At 43.9% G+C, this 17737-nt stretch carries 17 protein-coding genes, 1 tRNA gene, 2 pseudogenes and 1 riboswitch; of the genes and pseudogenes, 9 read left to right on the forward strand and 11 right to left on the reverse strand.

Annotation, left to right across the window (positions count from 1 at the left end; all coding sequences use genetic code 11):
• The first annotated feature begins 286 nt into the window (after positions 1–286).
• Positions 287–387: riboswitch (TPP riboswitch) on the forward strand.
• Positions 388–487: 100 nt separating this feature from the next.
• On the forward strand, positions 488–1069 hold the full coding sequence (gene thiT / locus AC2CGA_RS06640; RefSeq protein ID WP_003152189.1) for an energy-coupled thiamine transporter ThiT: 582 nt from the start codon (positions 488–490) through the stop codon (positions 1067–1069).
• 30 nt (positions 1070–1099) lie between these two features.
• On the opposite strand, the gene floT is transcribed toward thiT, so the two are convergent.
• Complete coding sequence (floT, locus tag AC2CGA_RS06645; RefSeq protein ID WP_024085720.1) at positions 1100–2629, reverse strand: flotillin lipid rafts scaffold protein FloT; 1530 nt, start codon at positions 2627–2629, stop codon at positions 1100–1102.
• A gap of 19 nt (positions 2630–2648) precedes the next feature.
• Positions 2649–3179, reverse strand: coding sequence for an NfeD family protein (locus tag AC2CGA_RS06650; RefSeq protein WP_024085721.1), 531 nt, complete (start codon positions 3177–3179; stop codon positions 2649–2651).
• A gap of 146 nt (positions 3180–3325) precedes the next feature.
• On the opposite strand from AC2CGA_RS06650, the gene AC2CGA_RS06655 reads away from it, so the two are divergent.
• The gene (locus AC2CGA_RS06655; protein WP_024085722.1) at positions 3326–3814 is read left to right on the forward strand and encodes a DinB family protein; all 489 of its coding nucleotides are present in this window, start codon (positions 3326–3328) and stop codon (positions 3812–3814) included.
• 1 nt (position 3815) lies between these two features.
• Here AC2CGA_RS06655 and AC2CGA_RS06660 read toward each other — a convergent pair whose 3' ends face one another.
• The 3 genes from AC2CGA_RS06660 to betB form a co-directional block, all read right to left on the reverse strand.
• Entirely contained in the window at positions 3816–4397 is a 582-nt protein-coding gene (locus AC2CGA_RS06660; RefSeq protein WP_139885456.1) for an MOSC domain-containing protein, read from the reverse strand.
• 71 nt (positions 4398–4468) lie between these two features.
• Positions 4469–5677: a choline dehydrogenase gene (gene gbsB, locus AC2CGA_RS06665; protein WP_003152181.1), complete on the reverse strand. Its 1209-nt coding sequence runs from the start codon at positions 5675–5677 to the stop codon at positions 4469–4471.
• Between the two features lie 17 nt (positions 5678–5694).
• A complete protein-coding gene (gene betB, locus AC2CGA_RS06670; protein ID WP_014305644.1) occupies positions 5695–7167 on the reverse strand; it encodes a betaine-aldehyde dehydrogenase in 1473 nt (490 codons plus the stop codon).
• 200 nt (positions 7168–7367) lie between these two features.
• Here betB and gbsR point away from each other — a divergent pair, with 200 nt between their 5' ends.
• The 3 genes from gbsR (at position 7368) to ktrA (ending at position 9453) form a co-directional block, all read left to right on the forward strand.
• Complete coding sequence (gbsR, locus tag AC2CGA_RS06675) at positions 7368–7922, forward strand: transcriptional regulator GbsR (RefSeq protein WP_003152179.1); 555 nt, start codon at positions 7368–7370, stop codon at positions 7920–7922.
• Positions 7923–8081: 159 nt separating this feature from the next.
• Complete coding sequence (gene bslA, locus AC2CGA_RS06680) at positions 8082–8621, forward strand: biofilm surface layer hydrophobin BslA (RefSeq protein ID WP_003152178.1); 540 nt, start codon at positions 8082–8084, stop codon at positions 8619–8621.
• Positions 8622–8784: 163 nt separating this feature from the next.
• The gene (gene ktrA, locus AC2CGA_RS06685; RefSeq protein WP_014305646.1) at positions 8785–9453 is read left to right on the forward strand and encodes a potassium uptake protein KtrA; all 669 of its coding nucleotides are present in this window, start codon (positions 8785–8787) and stop codon (positions 9451–9453) included.
• A gap of 34 nt (positions 9454–9487) precedes the next feature.
• Here ktrA and AC2CGA_RS06690 read toward each other — a convergent pair whose 3' ends face one another.
• Positions 9488–10333, reverse strand: coding sequence for a glucosaminidase domain-containing protein (locus AC2CGA_RS06690; protein ID WP_024085723.1), 846 nt, complete (start codon positions 10331–10333; stop codon positions 9488–9490).
• A gap of 142 nt (positions 10334–10475) precedes the next feature.
• On the reverse strand, positions 10476–11651 hold the full coding sequence (gene hmpA, locus AC2CGA_RS06695; RefSeq protein ID WP_043867650.1) for an NO-inducible flavohemoprotein: 1176 nt from the start codon (positions 11649–11651) through the stop codon (positions 10476–10478).
• A 217-nt stretch (positions 11652–11868) separates the two neighbouring features.
• Here hmpA and AC2CGA_RS06700 point away from each other — a divergent pair, with 217 nt between their 5' ends.
• On the forward strand, positions 11869–12510 hold the full coding sequence (locus AC2CGA_RS06700) for a cupin domain-containing protein (RefSeq protein WP_003152172.1): 642 nt from the start codon (positions 11869–11871) through the stop codon (positions 12508–12510).
• A gap of 52 nt (positions 12511–12562) precedes the next feature.
• Here AC2CGA_RS06700 and AC2CGA_RS06705 read toward each other — a convergent pair whose 3' ends face one another.
• Entirely contained in the window at positions 12563–12883 is a 321-nt protein-coding gene (locus AC2CGA_RS06705; RefSeq protein ID WP_014305649.1) for a hypothetical protein, read from the reverse strand.
• A gap of 764 nt (positions 12884–13647) precedes the next feature.
• Here AC2CGA_RS06705 and AC2CGA_RS06710 point away from each other — a divergent pair.
• Positions 13648–13832, forward strand: a pseudogene (locus AC2CGA_RS06710) (hypothetical protein).
• 312 nt (positions 13833–14144) lie between these two features.
• On the opposite strand, the pseudogene AC2CGA_RS06715 reads toward AC2CGA_RS06710, so the two are convergent.
• Positions 14145–15275: pseudogene (locus AC2CGA_RS06715) on the reverse strand (response regulator aspartate phosphatase).
• 318 nt (positions 15276–15593) lie between these two features.
• Between AC2CGA_RS06715 and AC2CGA_RS06720 the strand changes: the two are divergent.
• Both AC2CGA_RS06720 and AC2CGA_RS06725 read left to right on the forward strand, forming a co-directional pair.
• Positions 15594–15797 carry a hypothetical protein gene (locus AC2CGA_RS06720; RefSeq protein ID WP_046560003.1) on the forward strand — a complete coding sequence of 68 codons (204 nt, stop codon included), beginning with the start codon at positions 15594–15596 and terminating at the stop codon, positions 15795–15797.
• A 125-nt stretch (positions 15798–15922) separates the two neighbouring features.
• Positions 15923–16444 carry a hypothetical protein gene (locus tag AC2CGA_RS06725; RefSeq protein WP_046560004.1) on the forward strand — a complete coding sequence of 174 codons (522 nt, stop codon included), beginning with the start codon at positions 15923–15925 and terminating at the stop codon, positions 16442–16444.
• Between the two features lie 176 nt (positions 16445–16620).
• Here the strand turns inward: AC2CGA_RS06725 and AC2CGA_RS06730 are convergent.
• Positions 16621–16693 (reverse strand) — tRNA-Ala (locus AC2CGA_RS06730).
• Positions 16694–16821: 128 nt separating this feature from the next.
• Positions 16822–17652, reverse strand: a complete 831-nt coding sequence (locus tag AC2CGA_RS06735) for an undecaprenyl-diphosphate phosphatase (protein WP_007613337.1) — start codon at positions 17650–17652, stop codon at positions 16822–16824.
• Positions 17653–17737: the final 85 nt, after the last annotated feature.

Genomic DNA, 17737 nt, shown 5'->3' on the forward strand with positions numbered 1-17737 from the left:
TTTCAAAGATCATGACCGCTTGTTGAAGCAGCTTTATTATCTTACCACTCAGCTTCTTTTATGTCAACAACTTTTTTCAAGTTGTTTCCGAAGCTTTTCGTTGTTGTCTGCTGTTCATCAGCGACGTTTAATAATATAACACCCTTTTGAAAATATGACAATAGTTTTTTTAAAAAAATCATTAGTTATTTTCTTTCATACTTATTTCAGTTTCTCTTCTATAGAAAGATAAGCTGTCTTGTGGTTTGGCCTATTTTCTTGTATAGTAAGATTGAACTAAATACTTGATGACCACAAGGGGAGCATTAAAGCTGAGAGTGAACGTTTTGTTCTGACCCTTTGAACCTGTTAGTTAACGCTGGCGTAGGGATGTGGCAAAGCCAAATGATTTGCAGTTTATGTAAGCAGCGCGCGGACCTTTTCCCATCCTTCCCCGCGCTGCTTTTTTGTTTATCCTTGATACGGTTGTCTGACCAGGGGGAAAACTATGAATCATTCAACACAGCTTGTGCGCTTAATTGAAATAGCGATTATGACCGGGGCGGCTGTCATTCTGGACATTGTCTCAGGCATGTTTCTCCGGATGCCCCAAGGCGGTTCGGTCTCTATTATGATGATTCCGATTTTTTTGATTTCATTCCGCTGGGGAGTGAAGGCCGGGCTTACGACAGGCTTTTTAACAGGGATTGTCCAGATCGCCATCGGCAATTTGTTTTTGCAGCACCCGGTGCAGCTATTTCTTGATTACATCGCGGCATTTGCAGTTCTCGGTTTCAGCGGCTTGTTCGCTTCCGGTGTACGAGCATCGGCATTGAATAAAAAAAGAGGCGCTTTAACGATGTATGTTATAGGCGGTGTTTTCATCGGCAGTGTGCTGCGGTATGCGGCGCATGTGGTCTCCGGAGCGGTCTTTTTCGGAAGCTATGCTCCGAAGGGTACGCCGGTCTGGATTTATTCATCCGTCTATAACGCGACTTACATGATTCCTTCTTTTATCCTTTCGGCCATTGTCCTTATCTTATTATTCATAACTGCGCCGCGGCTTCTTGAAGCTAAGCGGACGAACTGAAACAGCAGGCGGTTTACGCCTGCTGTTTTTTTATTCCGGGCTGTGCCGTTCGTTAGAATCACTCAGTTCTTTTGTAAGTTCATTTATGCTTTGTTTTATGTTTCCTTTGCCTGAAAAATTCTCAATCAGCTCTTTTACATTGATTCCGGAAGATGCTTTTAAGCTTTCCTGGAGACCGGCCATTAAATTGGTTGCGTAGCCTGTGACTTTATTGGCCCCGCCGTTTTCACCGCTTCCTCCCGTATCCACGACGGTAATTTTATCAATGTTTGAAAGAGGCGCTGAGACTTGTTTTGCGTATTCAGGCAGCATTTTCACAATCATATCAAGGATTGCAGCCTGCCCGTATTTTTCGAATGCGTCGGCGATTTTTTCTTTAGCTTCCGCTTCTGCGAGACCTTTCAGGCGGATGACTTCCGCTTCGGTTTCTCCTCTCGCCTTTTCAGCCTCCGCTTTAGCAAGACCGTCAATTCTCACGCGTTCCGCTTCCGCCTTGGCCATTGCTTCGATGCTGTACTGCTCGGCATCGGCTTCGGCGAGCTGCTTCGCTTTTGCGGCCGCGGCCGCTTGTTCCACCGAGTAACGGTCAGCATCGGCTTTTTTCTTCACTTCAGAGTCATATTGGCGCTCACGGCGCAGAATTTCTTTTTCCTCCAATTCAATCTGCTTTTGCCGCTCAATAATTTTAATTTGCATTTCCTGCTCTGTCACCTGCTGGCGCGCTTTTGCGGTTTCAAGATCATATGCCTGGTCGGCATTGGCTTTTGCTGTATCCTGCTCTCTTCTGTATTCCGCCATTTTCAGCTGATTGATTTTTTCCGCTTCAGCTATTTCCGTCGCCCGCTCCAGCTCTGATTTTTTTGCGTCTTTATCAGCGGCCGCGCGTTTAATCCTCGTCTCTTTATCCGCTTCTGCCGTGGCAATGTCCGCATCCCGCTTGACTTGGGCGATTCTCGGCTTGCCTAATGATTCAAGATAGCCGTTTTTATCCCGGACGTCTTTAATCGTAAAAGAAACGATCATCAGCCCCATTTTAGCAAGATCCTGAGACGCGACCCGCTGGACTTCCTGAGAAAACTTTTCCCTGTTTTTATAAATCTCTTCAACGGTCATGGAGCCGAGGATGGAGCGCAGATGGCCTTCCAGCACTTCCCGCGCCTCCTGCTCACGGTCGTCCTTGGATTTCCCCAAAAATTGTTCAGCTGCTGTGGCGATTTCACCGATGGAGCCTCCGATTTTAATAATGGCGGTTCCGTCGGCCATCACCGGCACCCCTTGCTCTGTATAGACTTCAGGTGTAGAGACATCAAGTTTGCTTGACAGTAAACTGAGAGGTTCTGCCTGCTGGAATACCGGGAGCACGAACGTTCCCCCGCCCCGGACGATTTTCAGACGATTTCCGCCTTCATCAATGTGGACGTTCTTATTTCCCAAATAACTTCCGGTCACGATAAGGGCTTCGTCCGGCCCCGCTGTCCGGTACTTCGTAATAAATACAGCAATAAGTGCGATGAGTAAAAAGAATACGATTCCGATAACAATGATAATCGGCATAGTCATAACAGTTCCCCCTTAGATATCAGATTGGTTCATGCGGCGTCACAAAAAGCACTCCGTCTTTCACGTCAATCACTAATACGGCCGTTCCGTACCTGATCTGTTCTTGATCAAAGCTGACGGCTGATTTAGAAATGGCGCCCCCTATTCCCTCTATGATCACTTCCCCATAGCCGTCTTTCGGGACAGAAGTAATGACCCTGCCGACCCTGCCCTTTAAATCCGTCTCCCGATATGCGAGCGATTCTTCCGCTGATGAAAGCGGGGCAAGGACGAAGAAGTGAAGCAGGCTGACCAAAAGAACCGAAAGAACAAATGAAAGCAACGCAATGACAGGACTTGATAGCGGAGCGGCGATTTCGCCGATATAACCTGAGGCTGAAAAGATTGTTAAAAAAGATAGAATCAATGCAGGGTTTAAAAATGAAACAGGAATGGCTTCTGAGAGGCCGTGAAACACATCTTGAAAAAACAGAATCAAAAGCGTGAGACTTCCCGAAATAATCAATGTGTAAAGATAGACCGTTTCAAACGGCAGATGAAATATGTCCACATTCTATCCTCCTTTCGGCTGAGGTGTCGGAGTGTTACTTTATATACGGATGTAAAGGTAAATGGTTTCAATTTTCTGATAAGGAAGGCTGATTACATGATTATCCAATCCGGATATGATATGTTTACTCTAAAGGAGGAGATAGGATGAGCATTTTTAATGAAGCCAGACAGCAGACCTGGGAAGTACTGAAAGGGCTCTCTGATGAGGAATTCAACCGAAAGCCCGCGGCTGATGAGTGGAGCGTGCGGGAAGTCCTTGACCATTTAAAGAAAATTGACGAAACAGCGCAGACCCTTTTATCAAAGCAGGCAAAAGACGCACCGTTTAAAAAAATCGAAGACAAACCGATGGAGTTTATAGAGGACAGATCAAATAAACGGCCGGCGCCGTCACACCTCGAACCTGAGCAAAACCGAATCTCAGTCATTGAAGCAAAACAAGAATTAGATACGGCAAGACAGCAGCTGACCGCAGTTATTTCATCATTAAACGAGGAAGATTTTGAACGTGTGCTTCCGCATCCCGTTTTTCAAGAACTGACGATCCGCCAGTGGATTGATTTTATCGGCCATCATGAAAAGCGTCACATCGATCAAATAGAAGAAATCAAACAAAAAATCGAGAAGGTCTGAGTCAGACCTTCTCAATTTTTTTCTTGGCGCGTTTCGGTTCATAGGAATGGATGGTGACCGCATCGCCCGTGCATATATCACCCGGGCGTTCAACAATACAGACAATTCCTCTTCTGCCCATCGCGTGCCTCACAAACGCCGCGGCGAGTTTTGGCTGATCCGGATAAAAGGATTGAATGACTTCTCCCGGCTGAATGCACGGATCATTTTCTCCCTCGCACAACAGAGACGCACCGCTTGGAAAAATCATTCTGCTTCCTTCTTTAAGCGGCGTCAGCGCAGAAAAACCGCTGATTGCGATGTTAGCGCCGAGCCATTCGGGAAAGATATGAGAAATCCCCATCTTCTCCGCAATGTCATCACATTCCTCTATGGACACGATTGAAATTTGTCTCCGGTTAAAAATTTCTGTTCCTCTTTCATACATCGGCTCACGCGCGCCGGCCTTTTTTGTCAGTCCGAAATGCAGGTCACCGGGAAACCCGCCGTATTCCGCGCGAAGCTTGTCCATCTTTTTGGTAACAAATTGTTCGGTATCCGCTATATATACGCCTTCCGTCTTTGCTGTTATGCGTTTCCACATCAGCCACCACCGCCTTTTTCTTGACATTATCCTTAAAAAACCCCACTCTGTAAAGGAGCGGGGTTCATTTATTATACCGTTTTCGGCGTTAAGTCAAAGCAGCGTTTGTAAATCCAGTTGTATGCTTTCTCATTCAAATCTCTTGGATTTCCGAATGTTTGCGGATCTTTCATGGCTTCTTTTGATAAACGTTCAATCATGTCCGGAGACACACCTTGTTCTTCTAAACTCGGCACCTCTAAATCTTTTACAAGATCATACATCCAGTTGACGGACGCTTTGGCCGCTTCTTCGGTTGTCATGTTGCTTGTATCGATTCCGAATGCTTTGGCGATGCGGGCGAATTTTTCCGGATAGCCTTTCCAGTTGTATTCCATTACCGGTCCCATCATAGCTGCGACGCATTGTCCGTGAGCGACAGGGATGATGCCGCCGAGCGTCTGGCTCATCGCATGCGCCGCGCCTGCTGATTCACTGCCGTATGAAAGGCCGGCAAGCATCGCCGCCTGCGCCATGCCGTATCTTGCTTCCAAATCCTCTCCGTCCGCAAACGCGCGCTTAATATAATGCGCCGCATATTCAATGGCCATTAAAGCGACGGCATCAGTGATCGGCTGCGCGAATTTCATCGTATAGCACTCGATGGCGTGCGCAAGTGCGTCAATACCTGTCATGGCCGTCACATGCGGAGGCATGGACGTGTGCAGCTCAGGGTCAATAACCGTTAAATGCGCGGCGATTAGCGGTCCGCCCGTATTGAATTTAAATTCTCTTTCCTCATCTGTAATGACCGCCCATTGTGTGACCTCTGAACCTGTTCCCGCAGTCGTCGGGATCGTTGTCAGCGGAGGAATGCGGTTTTCCAGCGGCTTTTTGCCTTCCGCGGCTTCATAATCAAGCACGCTTCCTTCGTGTGTCGCTTCTACCCCGATCGCTTTCGCCGTATCCATGGAGCTTCCGCCGCCGACAGCCACTAGACCGTTGCAGTTTTCTTTTTTATACAGTTCTGATCCTTCGTTTACAAGACGTACAGGCGGGTTCGGCTCCACTTTGTTAAACAGGACGACTTCGATGCCCGCTTCCTGCAAAGATTCAATGACCGGGTTTGCCACTCCCGCGTTATAAATTCCCGGGTCTGTTACGAGCAGCGCTTTTGTGACGCCAAGCGCTCTGACTTCACTTCCCGCGTGCTGAATCGCGCCGATTCCGTGTTTAATGACTGTCGGGATTTCGAATGTATGGAATTTATGCATGCTTTCTACTTTCATATTTAATGTCATATTGTATCTCCTCCTAATTATGCTTGAAACCAGTTCACAGCCGCAGGTTTCGTATTGCGGTAAATATGTTTGATTTCCGTGTATTCTTCCAGGCCGATTTTGCCGAGTTCGCGGCCGAAGCCCGATTGTTTGTACCCGCCCCATGGCGCTTGCGCGAAATACGGGTGGAAATCATTGATCCATACCGTTCCCATCCGCAGTTTGGCGGCTACGCGTTCGCATTTTTCAATATCCTTTGACCATACCGCTCCGGCCAGCCCGTAAATGGTATCGTTGGCAAGTCTGATCACTTCTTCTTCTGAAGAGAATGACTCGACTGTTAAAACGGGGCCGAAGATTTCCTCTTGGACTATTCGCATATCAGACTTGCAGTTTGAGAAAATAGTAGGTTCATAGAAGAAACCGTTTTGAAGGGCGGGATCATCAGGACGTTTGCCGCCTGTTTCCAGTTTTGCCCCTTCTTCGATACCGATTTCTACGTATTTTTCGACTTTGGCCCGATGCTCGGCGGAAATCAGCGGACCGCTTTCCGTATCTTCATGAAAACCGTTTCCTAATTTGATGCGTTTCGTGCGCTTGATCAGCTCGGCTAAAAATTCATCATGAATGGCTTCGTCCACCAAAAGACGTGACCCGGCCGAACAAACTTGACCGGCATGGAAAAACACGGCGTTCAGCGCTTGATCTGCAGCTGTTTCGAGATCTGCATCTTGAAATACGATATTCGGATTTTTGCCGCCAAGCTCCAGGGCAATCTTTTTCACGTTGCCGCTTGCCGCCTGCATGATTTTTTTGCCTGTTTCAATTCCGCCCGTAAAAGAGACCAAATCGACGTCGAGGTTTCTCGCCAGCTCATCGCCGACAGAGGCGCCCGGCCCCAGCACGAGATTGGCGGCCCCTTTCGGAATACCGGCTTCTTCTATTAATTGAAAGACTTTAATGGTTGTAAGCGGAGTAATCTCGCTCGGCTTTAAAACGATCGTGTTTCCGGCCGCAAGAGCGGGAGCGATTTTCCAGCTCGCCTGAAGGAGCGGATAGTTCCACGGCGTAATTTGTCCGCATACGCCAATTGGCTCTCTGACGATTTTACTTACGGAATCGGGAATCGGAGATGAAATGACTTCGCCTCCGTCTTTATCCGCCAAACCGGCATAATATTGAAATACATTTGCGATATCATCCATATCGGCTTTACTTTCTTCAATCGTTTTTCCTGTATCAAGCGATTCCAGCTCAGCTAATTCGTTCAGATCGCGTCTGATTAATTCCGCAATTTTCAGAACAAATTGTCCGCGCTCGAGCCCGGAAAGCACCGGCCATTCCCCTTCATCAAATGCTTTTCTGGCTGCGGCGATGGCTTTCACCGCATCATTCCGGTCTCCTTCGCATACCGTTGCAATTTCTTCTTGATTAAATGGATTAATGATGCGGCGGGTCTGTTTTTTTTCTGCACTGATCCATTCGCCGCCGATATAAAGCGTTTTGCTCATAAGAGTCCTCCTTACCGAGAAGTAAGTTTGTTAAATAAAAATTTAATGTTTTTAACAATGTTAATTTAACACATGTTTTTTTGCCTGTCAAAACCCGGTCAGTCCGTTTAGATTTTGACATTTTGTCATGATTCGTTAAGATTAAGAACATAAAGAAATGACTTAACAAATTTAAACTTCAAGAGGAAAAGAGGGACAGTATGGATGAGAATCCAGAATTCGCAGCTATAGAACAAGCCAGGGATCTTGTCATTGATTCCATTGCAGAGACGATGGATCTTTACGGAATCACACGGAGTGTCGGGATTTTATACGGAACAATGTATATGAGGGATGAAATGACGCTTGACGAAATGCGTGAGGAGCTGCAGATGAGCAAACCGAGTATGAGCACGGGCGTTAAAAAGCTGCAGGATTTAAATGTGGTCAAAAAAACCTTTCACCGCGGCACACGGAAGCATACATTTGTAGCGGAAAAGGATTTCTTTACGTTTTTCACGAATTTCTTTCCGCCGAAATGGGACCGTGAAGTTCAGGTGAATTTGTCCGCCATCGTACAGGCTCAGGCGGATTTGCAGTCCGTTTTGCTGGCCGAGGAAGGCAGCGCGGAATTACAGGAAGAAGCGCGGCAGTTATATGATCAGCTTGAAAGCTCGAAAGCTTATTATCATTGGCTGAAGCGGCTCGCCGACTCGGTTCAGAGCGGGGAGATTTTTAAATTTATTCCGATAGAAACGGACGAAAAAAACGCCTGATTTTGATTCAGGCGTTTTTTGTCGTGATTTGATTATTTTTGAGAAAATATAGGAACATAACCCCATTTACTTCCATTAAAATTGATGGTAAATTTTTATAGGTATGGTCGTTCTTTTTTAAGAACAACCAGCAAATTTTTTTTAGGGGGATTTATAAAAATGAAACACAAGTTTTTCTCAACTGTCATGGCAAGTTTATTCGGCCTGGTTTTGCTTCTTTCTCTGCCGACAGCGTCATTCGCCGCTGAGTCAGGCTCAACCGTTCACGAGCCGGAAATGTCCACGAAAGCAACAGCTACCTTATTTGCAAAATATACAGGTGCCAGCCAGCAGGAATGGTCATTTTCTGATATCGAATTGACGTACCGTCCGAACACGATCCTGAGCTTAGGCGTTATGGAATTTACCCTTCCTAGCGGATTTGCGGCTACAACAAAAGATACAGTCAACGGACACGCTTTGCGCGAAAGACAGATTCTGAATAACGGCAAAACAGTCAGACTTCCGTTAAACATTGATTTGCTCGGCGCAGCGGAATTTAAGCTTTCTCTTAATAATAAAACATTGCCTGCTGCAGGTACATATAAGTTCCGTGCAGAAAATAAATCATTAAGCATCGGCTCTAAATTCTATGCTGAGGACACAATTGTTGTTCAAAAACGCAGCACACCGCCGACACAGCCATGCAACTGCAAATAATTGCGAAAAACGGACCGGCACAAGCTCATCGCTTGTCAGCCGGTCTTTTTTTGTGGTGTTTTCTTTCTTCCGGCCCTCGCATTGACAAACCCCTGAAACAGGAGTACATTCTTGTTTGTTGTATTTGGAGTGACGAAAACAGTTTCTTAAGGAGTTATGAGGATTGGGAAAAATCAAAAATAAACAATTTGCCGTCATCGGACTCGGCCGTTTCGGCGGAAGTATCTGTAAAGAGCTTTTTAAAATGGGGCATGAGGTGCTTGCGATCGATATCAGCGAAGAGCGGGTCAACGCATACTCCTCTTATGCCACGCATGCCGTGCGGGCAAATTCAACGGAAGAAAGCGAGCTTCAGTCGCTCGGCATCAGAAATTTTGAATATGTCATCGTAGCAATCGGAGCCAATATACAGGCAAGCACGCTGACGACGCTGTTATTGAAGGAGCTGAACATCCCTAATATTTGGGTGAAAGCGCAAAACTATTATCATCACAAAGTGCTTGAAAAGATCGGTGCTGATCGTATTATCCATCCTGAAAAAGATATGGGCGTGCGGATTGCGCAAAGCCTTTCAGATGAAAACGTCTTAAATTACATCGATTTGTCAGATGAATACAGCATTGTGGAGCTTTCAGCCACTAAAAAGCTGCATTTAAAATCCATTCTTGATCTCGGCGCCCGCGCCAGATTCGGCTGCACCATTCTCGCCGTGAAACATAATGGAGACATTCAGCTGTCCCCTTCTCCGGAGACTGTCATTCATGAATGTGACTGCCTTGTGCTGATGGGGCATAAACGTGATATTAAAAGGTTTGAAACTGAAGGAATGTAAAAAAAGCCGGCAAGCTGCCGGCTTTTTTTGATGCTTATGTTTCTTCACTTAACTGGACGGCGGTTTGGTCAACCCAGCCGATCAGCTTATCTTTCACTTGAATTTGGTACCAGACGGATTCTCCGTTTTGTTTTTCAGATACGACTTTAATATGCTGGCCGGTAAACTTTTGCGCCGATGCCAGTTTAATAGAATGCCGCTCTTTCGACGGCTTGGACCACACGTCTTCAATGGCATGGTCTTTGATGGCGCCTTTCTTATCAACTGCTTTAAGAGAGGCATTGATTTTGTCATATTCATTCAGGTTATAGGTTTCTATGACATCTTTAATTTTTTCAGCATAGCCGGGGTCTGTGGCGTAGCCGGATTTTTGAAGGGCAGCCGCCGCTGTTTTATAATTGTCCGCTTCAATGACGGGCTTGTACTTCTTTTTATTCCAAGACGTTCCGTTGACAAATAATTTGGCATGGTCATCCATTGATTCAAAAAACGTGCTGTATTTACGGAATTTTGCCCGAATCGTTTTTCGTTTTCCTTTTTCAAATTCATCCGTTTTCATCGTGACGTGTTTTCCTTTATAATCACCTTTTACACCGAACAGGTTGCGCGCTTTCCCCGCAAGCTCACTGTTCCCCCAGTCCGATTCAAGAATGGCCTGTGCGAGGGTGATGCTCGGAAGGACATGATATTTCTCATATAAAATTTGAGCATGCCCGGAAAGGCTGTCAATAAAGACCTGCTGCTCGTCCACCTCTTCAGGCGGTTTTTCTTCCGTCACTATGAATTTCGAAAATACCATTGATACCAGAAATAATCCGAATATAAGAGATACAGCAAAAAGGCACCCAAGCACCCTTTTGGTCTTTGCTTTCTTTTTCATATCAACCTTCCTTTAATTCCGGAATCACTAGATTTATAATTTTACTGGTCATTGATGAAAATTTCAATAAAATAGGGAAAAAGACGGAGAAAGAACACATCGTGCAAATAAAAAAGACTCCTCAATGAGGAGTCTTTTTTTGTTATGCCATGCTCAGCTGAGGGCCGAACAATTCATATTGAACGGAATCAGAGTCAAACCCGAGTGGAAGAATCATATCTTTCATTTTCGTCATAAACTGTGCTGATCCGCACAAGTAACATTCAGCATCTTGATTCAGATGAAGCTGCTCCAAGAAGGTTTGATCAATCCGGCCGCTGTAAAAAGGCTTGTCTCCTGAGCGGTCTTGTTCTGCCGGTTCACTGTATACATAAATGACGTTAATATTCGGATGATTCTCCGCAGCTTGTTCAGCCTCTTTGCGGAACGCGGCGTACTCTCCGTTTTTCGCGGCATGAATAAAAGTAACGGAACGCTCGGGCTGTTTTTCGGCGGCTGTTTTCAGCATGCTCATCATCGGCGTGATTCCGGAACCGGCACTGATAAGAACAACCGGTTTTTCGGAAGAAGACAGCTTGAAATCCCCGGCGGGTGCACTGACTTCAAGTTTATCTCCCTCTTGAACTTCATTGTGGAGATGAGAAGAAACCGCTCCGTCCTTTTTCACAGATATCCGATATGCGCCTTTTCGAGAAGCATCAGACAGGCTGTACTGGCGAATGTGCGTATAAGGAGAATCCGCAATCCTCACTTTAATGCTGATATATTGTCCCGCTTCAAATCCAGGAAGCGAAGAGCCGTCACTCGGTTTGATATAAAATGATGTGATATCTTTGCTTTCTTTTGTTTTCTGTATAACCGTAAATTCTTTATACCCCTGCCATCCGGCTTCATTGTACATGTCTTTTTCAATGCCGATAAAAGCCTCCGCAATAACACCGTAAGCTTTTTCCCATGCCTGCATAATTTCAGGAGTTGCGGCATCCTGCAGCACATCCTTAATCGCCAGAAGCAGATACTTTCCGACAATCGGATAATGTTCCGGTTTTACACCGATGCTTGTGTGTTTATGGCCGATCTGTCTGACCGCCGGAATGATTTGTTCTAATTGATCAATATTCGCCGCAGCCGCAATGACTGCATTTGCCAATGCTGCGCGCTGAGTCTGTTTCTTTTGGTTCGTTTGGTTAAACATATTTAACAGTTCGGGATGATCTTGAAACATCAGGTTATAAAAGCGTCCGGTGATGTTTTCTCCATGTGTTTTTAATACGGGTACTGTGCTTTTGATGATGTCTACTGTTCTCTCATCCAGCATGTTCATCCTCAACCCTTCTAAAGATGTATTTTTAATATATCTTTATAGTAAGAGATATTTCGAATAAAAGATATATCTATAATGAATCTTTAAAAAAGTCGTCACAATATTGTGTTGGATTTGGAATTTATGGATTTCACCTCCTTTTTTATCACCCGGTGAAACAGGGACACATATATTTGGGAATATACGTTTAAAGATGAAAGCGGGGGATTGCATGGTTTCCGATATCGATTACACGTCTCCGAATACACAGTTCACTTATGATGTAAATGAGAGCCGTTTTTTTACGAAAGATGCTCGGAACTTTATCAATGTATTGGGGATTAAACAGTTAAACACGCTTGAAAATATTTCATTATTAGATATCTTTCTGAGTAAAACAAATGTGATTGAACCGCATACCCATCAAAACGCCGCTGAATTGGTGTACTGTATTTCGGGTTCCGCGGTGGTGTCGATGCTGAATCCGTTCACCCAGAAAATACGGAATTATCCGATCTCTCCAGGACAAGTGGCGAATGTTCCGCAGGGGTGGTGGCATTATGAAGTCGCCACTTCAGACAAAACCCACCTTTTGGCCATATTTGACGCCCCTTCGCCTGAAGTGATATACGGCTCGGATATTCTCCGTCTGACGCCGCCTGAGATCATGGCGCATACGTACTGTCTGAATGAGCACGAGTGGGAAAAAGCCGTTTCACCGATCCGGCAATCAACTGTGATAGGTCCCGATAAATACTGCGGACAGTCTGAAAACACGGGTATTCATGATATGAATAAGCCTTATCAGCCAAATACGCATTATCCGAATGATCCGTATCGGCATTATGTTCAGCCGTTCTATAGGGGGTATTAAGCGGATCCGCATCGACAGAAAGAGCCCCTCATTGCAGAGGGGCTCTTGATCATTACGGTCCGGTTCCGCAGCTTACTTTGTACTCGCCTTCGGACGATTTTTTTGAATAACATACGTGCGGCGTCTGTCCGGTTTCATCTTTCCAATTGAACCAATTTACATAATAAAGGTTCCCGGCCTCTCCGCCTCCTTCTTCTTTTTGAAGAATCGCAAAGTAGCTTTGATACGGATATCCTTTTTTATAAATGTCATGCCTGATGGCTCCTTTTTCTGAAGCAGACGTGAAGATGACAGGAGAAAGAGCCGGGAGCGCTGTTAAAAGAAGTGCCAGTGCAGCTGACAGAGATAATATAAGATAGATTTTCTTTTTCATTTTCTCTCTTTCCTTTTTTTTGAGTTGTTAGAAATGAAGCGGAACACAGAGGCTGCTGCAGAAGATGAAAAAACAAAAAAACCCTTATTTATAGAATAAGGGTTTAAAGGTATGGAGCCAAGGGGGCTCGAACCCCTGACCTCTACGCTGCCGGTGTGGAGATGCTTTTCTGATAGGAACAGACGTTTTGTTTCAAACCCTAATCTTTTATTTGGCTAAAAATGAATAAGCTGGTCCCCAAATAGGATAATAAATTAAAGGTTAATTTTCCACTAGACCTGCCATCAAAACGCCCATCACAATCAATAATAATAGTAAAAGTAAACAAAGTGCTAGGATAACAAAAGAAATATTCTTTGCAATTCCTTTAGGCGATTTGATTGCTAGAATACTCCCCACGACAATTCCTAGGATTCCAAGCGCCCAATGAATATGAGGCAGGAAACACAATGCGAATAAAAGGATGATAAGCGACACGAGCCCAAAATACTTTCTCATTTCTCTCCTTTCTATTTTCCCTCCATTAAATTGATAAATTGAAAAGAAAATTGAACTTATAAATATTGAGTGCCATATTTTTTAAATATTAGCATAGAATTATCGTTCGAGCTTTATGACGGCGGATACATACGCGAGGTTATCTGCGCAGTTCATTACGGGACTACCTACGGAAGGAATTTCGTGTAAAGGACTTAAAGGGGGATACATTATTGTATTTGATTCTCTTTTATCCGTTGAGACTTATGAAGTTAAGAGATGATCAAATGACTGATTTTGAACGAAAAGTGTACCGGATTATCTTTAGATCCAATTCAGGAAAAACCCCTCCTTGGATGAATTGAAGAGAAAAACCGGCAAGGATAAACGCGCTATCCGGGAAGCAGTGAAGAACCTCATGAGGCAGTGTGTGCTGAAGTGGGATAAGCATAAAAACAAGTGGATGTTTTGAAACAATATAATGAAGAAAGGAAAAAAGCCTTTTCCGAAGAAAAGGCTTAAGCTGTTCAAGTTTGAAGGCGATCTGAAGCAGTTTGAAAGGTATCATGTGTTTTTTCCACTGAGTTCATACCCAATCCACATACTAAAGATAACGACAGACCCAAAATAATGAAGATGCTTTTTTTCATACTGGCACTCTCCTTCTTAGGTTTGATTACGATCAGATGAAACTTGATAAGATCCATCAAATGAAACAGACGATGCCGTTAGACCGGCCCCTGACATTAAAACAACAGCCGATACAATGATAAATACGCCTTTTCTAAAATTCATACAGGCATTCTCCCCTCTGAATTTGTTTTTGCGTTTGAATCATTTTTTGATGATAAAAATAAGATTTGTCATATTGCTTTGATTCTGCATAAACAGCAGCCGTATCAAGAGCAATATCTTCTACATACGAATAGTTTTTATTTTTCTCAAGGTAATCAATTGTTTTTTTGATTCCCAATTGGTCTATTGCATTAATATATAAAGCCTCCAAATATTTTTGCAGAGATTCAAACAGCTTATCCCCTTGATATATCGCTGATGAAAGTCCCTTTTTACTGATTTGAATCGCCTCGCTTGTTTTCCCTTGTTTAAATAGAAGCTTTGCGTATGTAAACAAGGAATGCGGAAGGTTACCCAATTTATACTTTTCAGATATCTCCGCTGCTTTTTTTAAGTAGATTTCAGCTTTACTGTATTCTTCTAGGTCTCCGTAATTCTTTCCTATGTTGTAATAAGCAGAACTGAGCAGCCTTTCATTATTGTTTACTTGTTTCGACAACTCTAAAGCTTTTTCTAAATGAGGCAAACTTTTTTCAAAGCGTTTAAAGTCAACATAATTCCCAGAGATGACGAATAGACATTGAATTTTCCGGACTTTATACAACTCATACTGATCGTAAATATCGAGTGCTTGCTTTGCGTGATGCATAGAGACGTGACTTTGTTTCATACCGTAATATGCTTCAGCCAGTTTAAAATGAAATTCCGCTCTCTCAATTTCATTATGCACATGAACGAGTTGTTTTTCAGCCTCTCTATAAAAGCCGATCGCCTTTACATACTGCTTTTGATCAAATTCATACATGCCGCGGAAAAATAAAGAGTAATAGCACAGCAGGCCGGAAATTCCTTTATTTGATGCTTCGATTTTTTCCAGCAGCTCGTCAATTGTCGGTCTCACACGGGTAGTCACCGGTTCTAAATAATCCAGCATGAGCTGATGGCGGAATTTCATGAGGGTGTAGTAAATCAGTAGATACTCGTCTTCTTCCATCTCATTTATTTCTTATTCCACTTCCGCTTTCAAAATCTCCGCATCCGGAACACTGAACTGACGTATCATTTTGTACCATTCATTAATCTTAACGCCAACCTCCGATGATGGTAAAACAGAACTCACAAGGCCACTCCTCCTTTTATATAATATTCTAACATTTCCATAATATGTTTGGACGAAAAAAACCGCAATTTGTTTGCAGTTGCCAGATTGCTTATTTTCACATAACTGTTGGAAACATCCATTCTATTTGCGATAATAAAACTAATGTATGGGGAATATAAATGGGAGGGATTAAGGATGTGTCATTTAAAATGAGCCTTACTTATCACTCAAATGTTTTAAGTTGTATGAAAATGTGTACTTTGGGATAGCGTTTATAAGTAGACTCTCTACAAGTCTACTTTATTTTTTTCTCATAAATAAACGAGGTGAAAATCAATGGATGGTATAGAATTTTTAGAAAATATGACACGACTCGGAGTACTCATTTTGGTGTTCTCAGGATATGCTATTTATTGGAAATTAGGTAAAACAAAAAGAGAGCGAGGGCTTACAAAATTTGAAGCTTGTCTTAGGTTCTCTGTGATGTTCGGTATATTAGCTTGGGGTCTTTCGTTTCTTGCTTTGAATTTGTGGTCATAATCTTTTTTGTCGATATTTGACTTATCCTGTCTAAACAGATTAAAACTAGATAAATGCACCCTTATTTGGAAAAAAGTAAGTTATTGTTTAGTTGCTTGTACAATTTTCCAAAAGGGGGAGTTATAATGTTGAAAAGATTGCTTTTTCTGGCGTCGGTTTTCTTTCTGGCTATCGCGACAATAGCACCAGCACCAGCAGCTTCAGCAGCACAATTGAATCCTAAGGACGGTTTAGACGGCTTAACTGAAGAACAAATTGAAAAATCTGTTGCAGAAGTTGAGCACATCTTTACTAAAATTCTAGTTTTTGACAAAGAGACCGGCTATACAGTCAAAGAAGATGAGCTTGAAAAATCTCCTTATCCTCCTGCTCAAAAGGAGGGCATGATCGCTTTCGCTAATTATATGAATAAGGAATATAATTATACGGATGCCCAAATCAGTAGTGTTCAAGGATGTTTAGAGGATGCACTTAACTTAAGTAAAGGTGCTTTGAATCAAGTTCAAAAAGCCATTGAAAAGGGCGAGTGGCTGACTGTTGTAGGATTTCTAGGAACTATAGGTTTAGCAATTTCCCCACCAGCAGTATTTGCATTCTTCCTGCTATGTGGTGCTCCAGTAGCAAAGATTGCTCCGAAAGAAAATTGATAAACAACAAAGCCGCCTTTAAAGGCGGCTTCTTCGAGCCTAATTGAAGGCGAAAAGCAACTAAACTTCCTCAAAATAAATTTTTCGTCCCCAAATTGTCCCCAATTGCTTTTTGGGGCTGTTGGCTCTGTTCCTGACAAACAAAAAAACCCTTATAGAATAAGGGTTTAAAGGTATGGAGCCAAGGGGGCTCGAACCCCTGACCTCTACGCTGCCAGCGTAGCGCTCTCCCAGCTGAGCTATGGCCCCGTGCTGTAACGTCATGTTTTATTATAGACGACTCTTCTATGAATTTCAAGCAGAAAATTCAGTTTGCTCATATTTTCCTGAGACGTTTTTCGAACATAAAAAGAAGACCCTCCGGGGGGCCTCTTCGTTTATCGCACGAGCATGATTAAAATGATGCCGAGGATGACACGGTAAATGGCGAACGGGACAAGCTTAATCCGGTTAATGAGCCGAAGAAAAAACTTGACGACTAAGAGGGCGACGACAAAGGCGCAGATAAAGCCGACAAGAAAAAACGGAATCATGTCATAAGAAAGACTGCTCCAGTATTTCACCAGCTTCAGAAGGCTTGCGCCCGCCATAATCGGAATCGCCATAATAAATGTGAAGTCTGCGGCTGCCCGGTGATTCAAGCCGACAATAACACCTCCGGCAATCGTTGAGCCTGATCGGGAAAATCCGGGCCATAAGGCGAGACACTGGAATAATCCGACACAGAAAGCCTGTTTGTAGGTGATTCTGTCCACCGTATCGATCGTTTCTTTCCTTTTATTGATCCAGTCCGCTATAAGCATAAGCACGGCTCCGGCAATTAATCCGTAAGCGACCGTTCTGACGGAGAATAAATAGCGGTCAATGAAATCCTCAAATAAAAAGCCGAGCACCGCCGCCGGGACAAGACCGACGGCGATTTGCGCGATGGTCAGCCTGTATCCCTTCTGCTGATCGCGCGTGACGTTTTTTTTGAGGCCGAGTAAATGTAATATCCGATCCTTAAACACAATGGCCACCGCCAGAATCGAACCGAGCTGAATCACCACTTTGAAGGAATTGGCGGCTTCCGGATTCATCAGGCTTCCGGATTTCAGCCAGATGTCATCCGCTATGATCATATGTCCCGTGGAAGAAACCGGCGCGTACTCCGTCAGCCCTTCCACGATTCCCAAAACGGCTGCTGTGAACATCTCCCATAGTGTCATCCCATTCTTCCCTTCATTCATCATTTACAAAAGAGAAGCTCTCCTTTGAAGGAAAGCCTGTCTTATAATAAATATCATGTCCGTT

This window comes from Bacillus sp. SYZHCR11 (genome assembly GCF_057196865.1).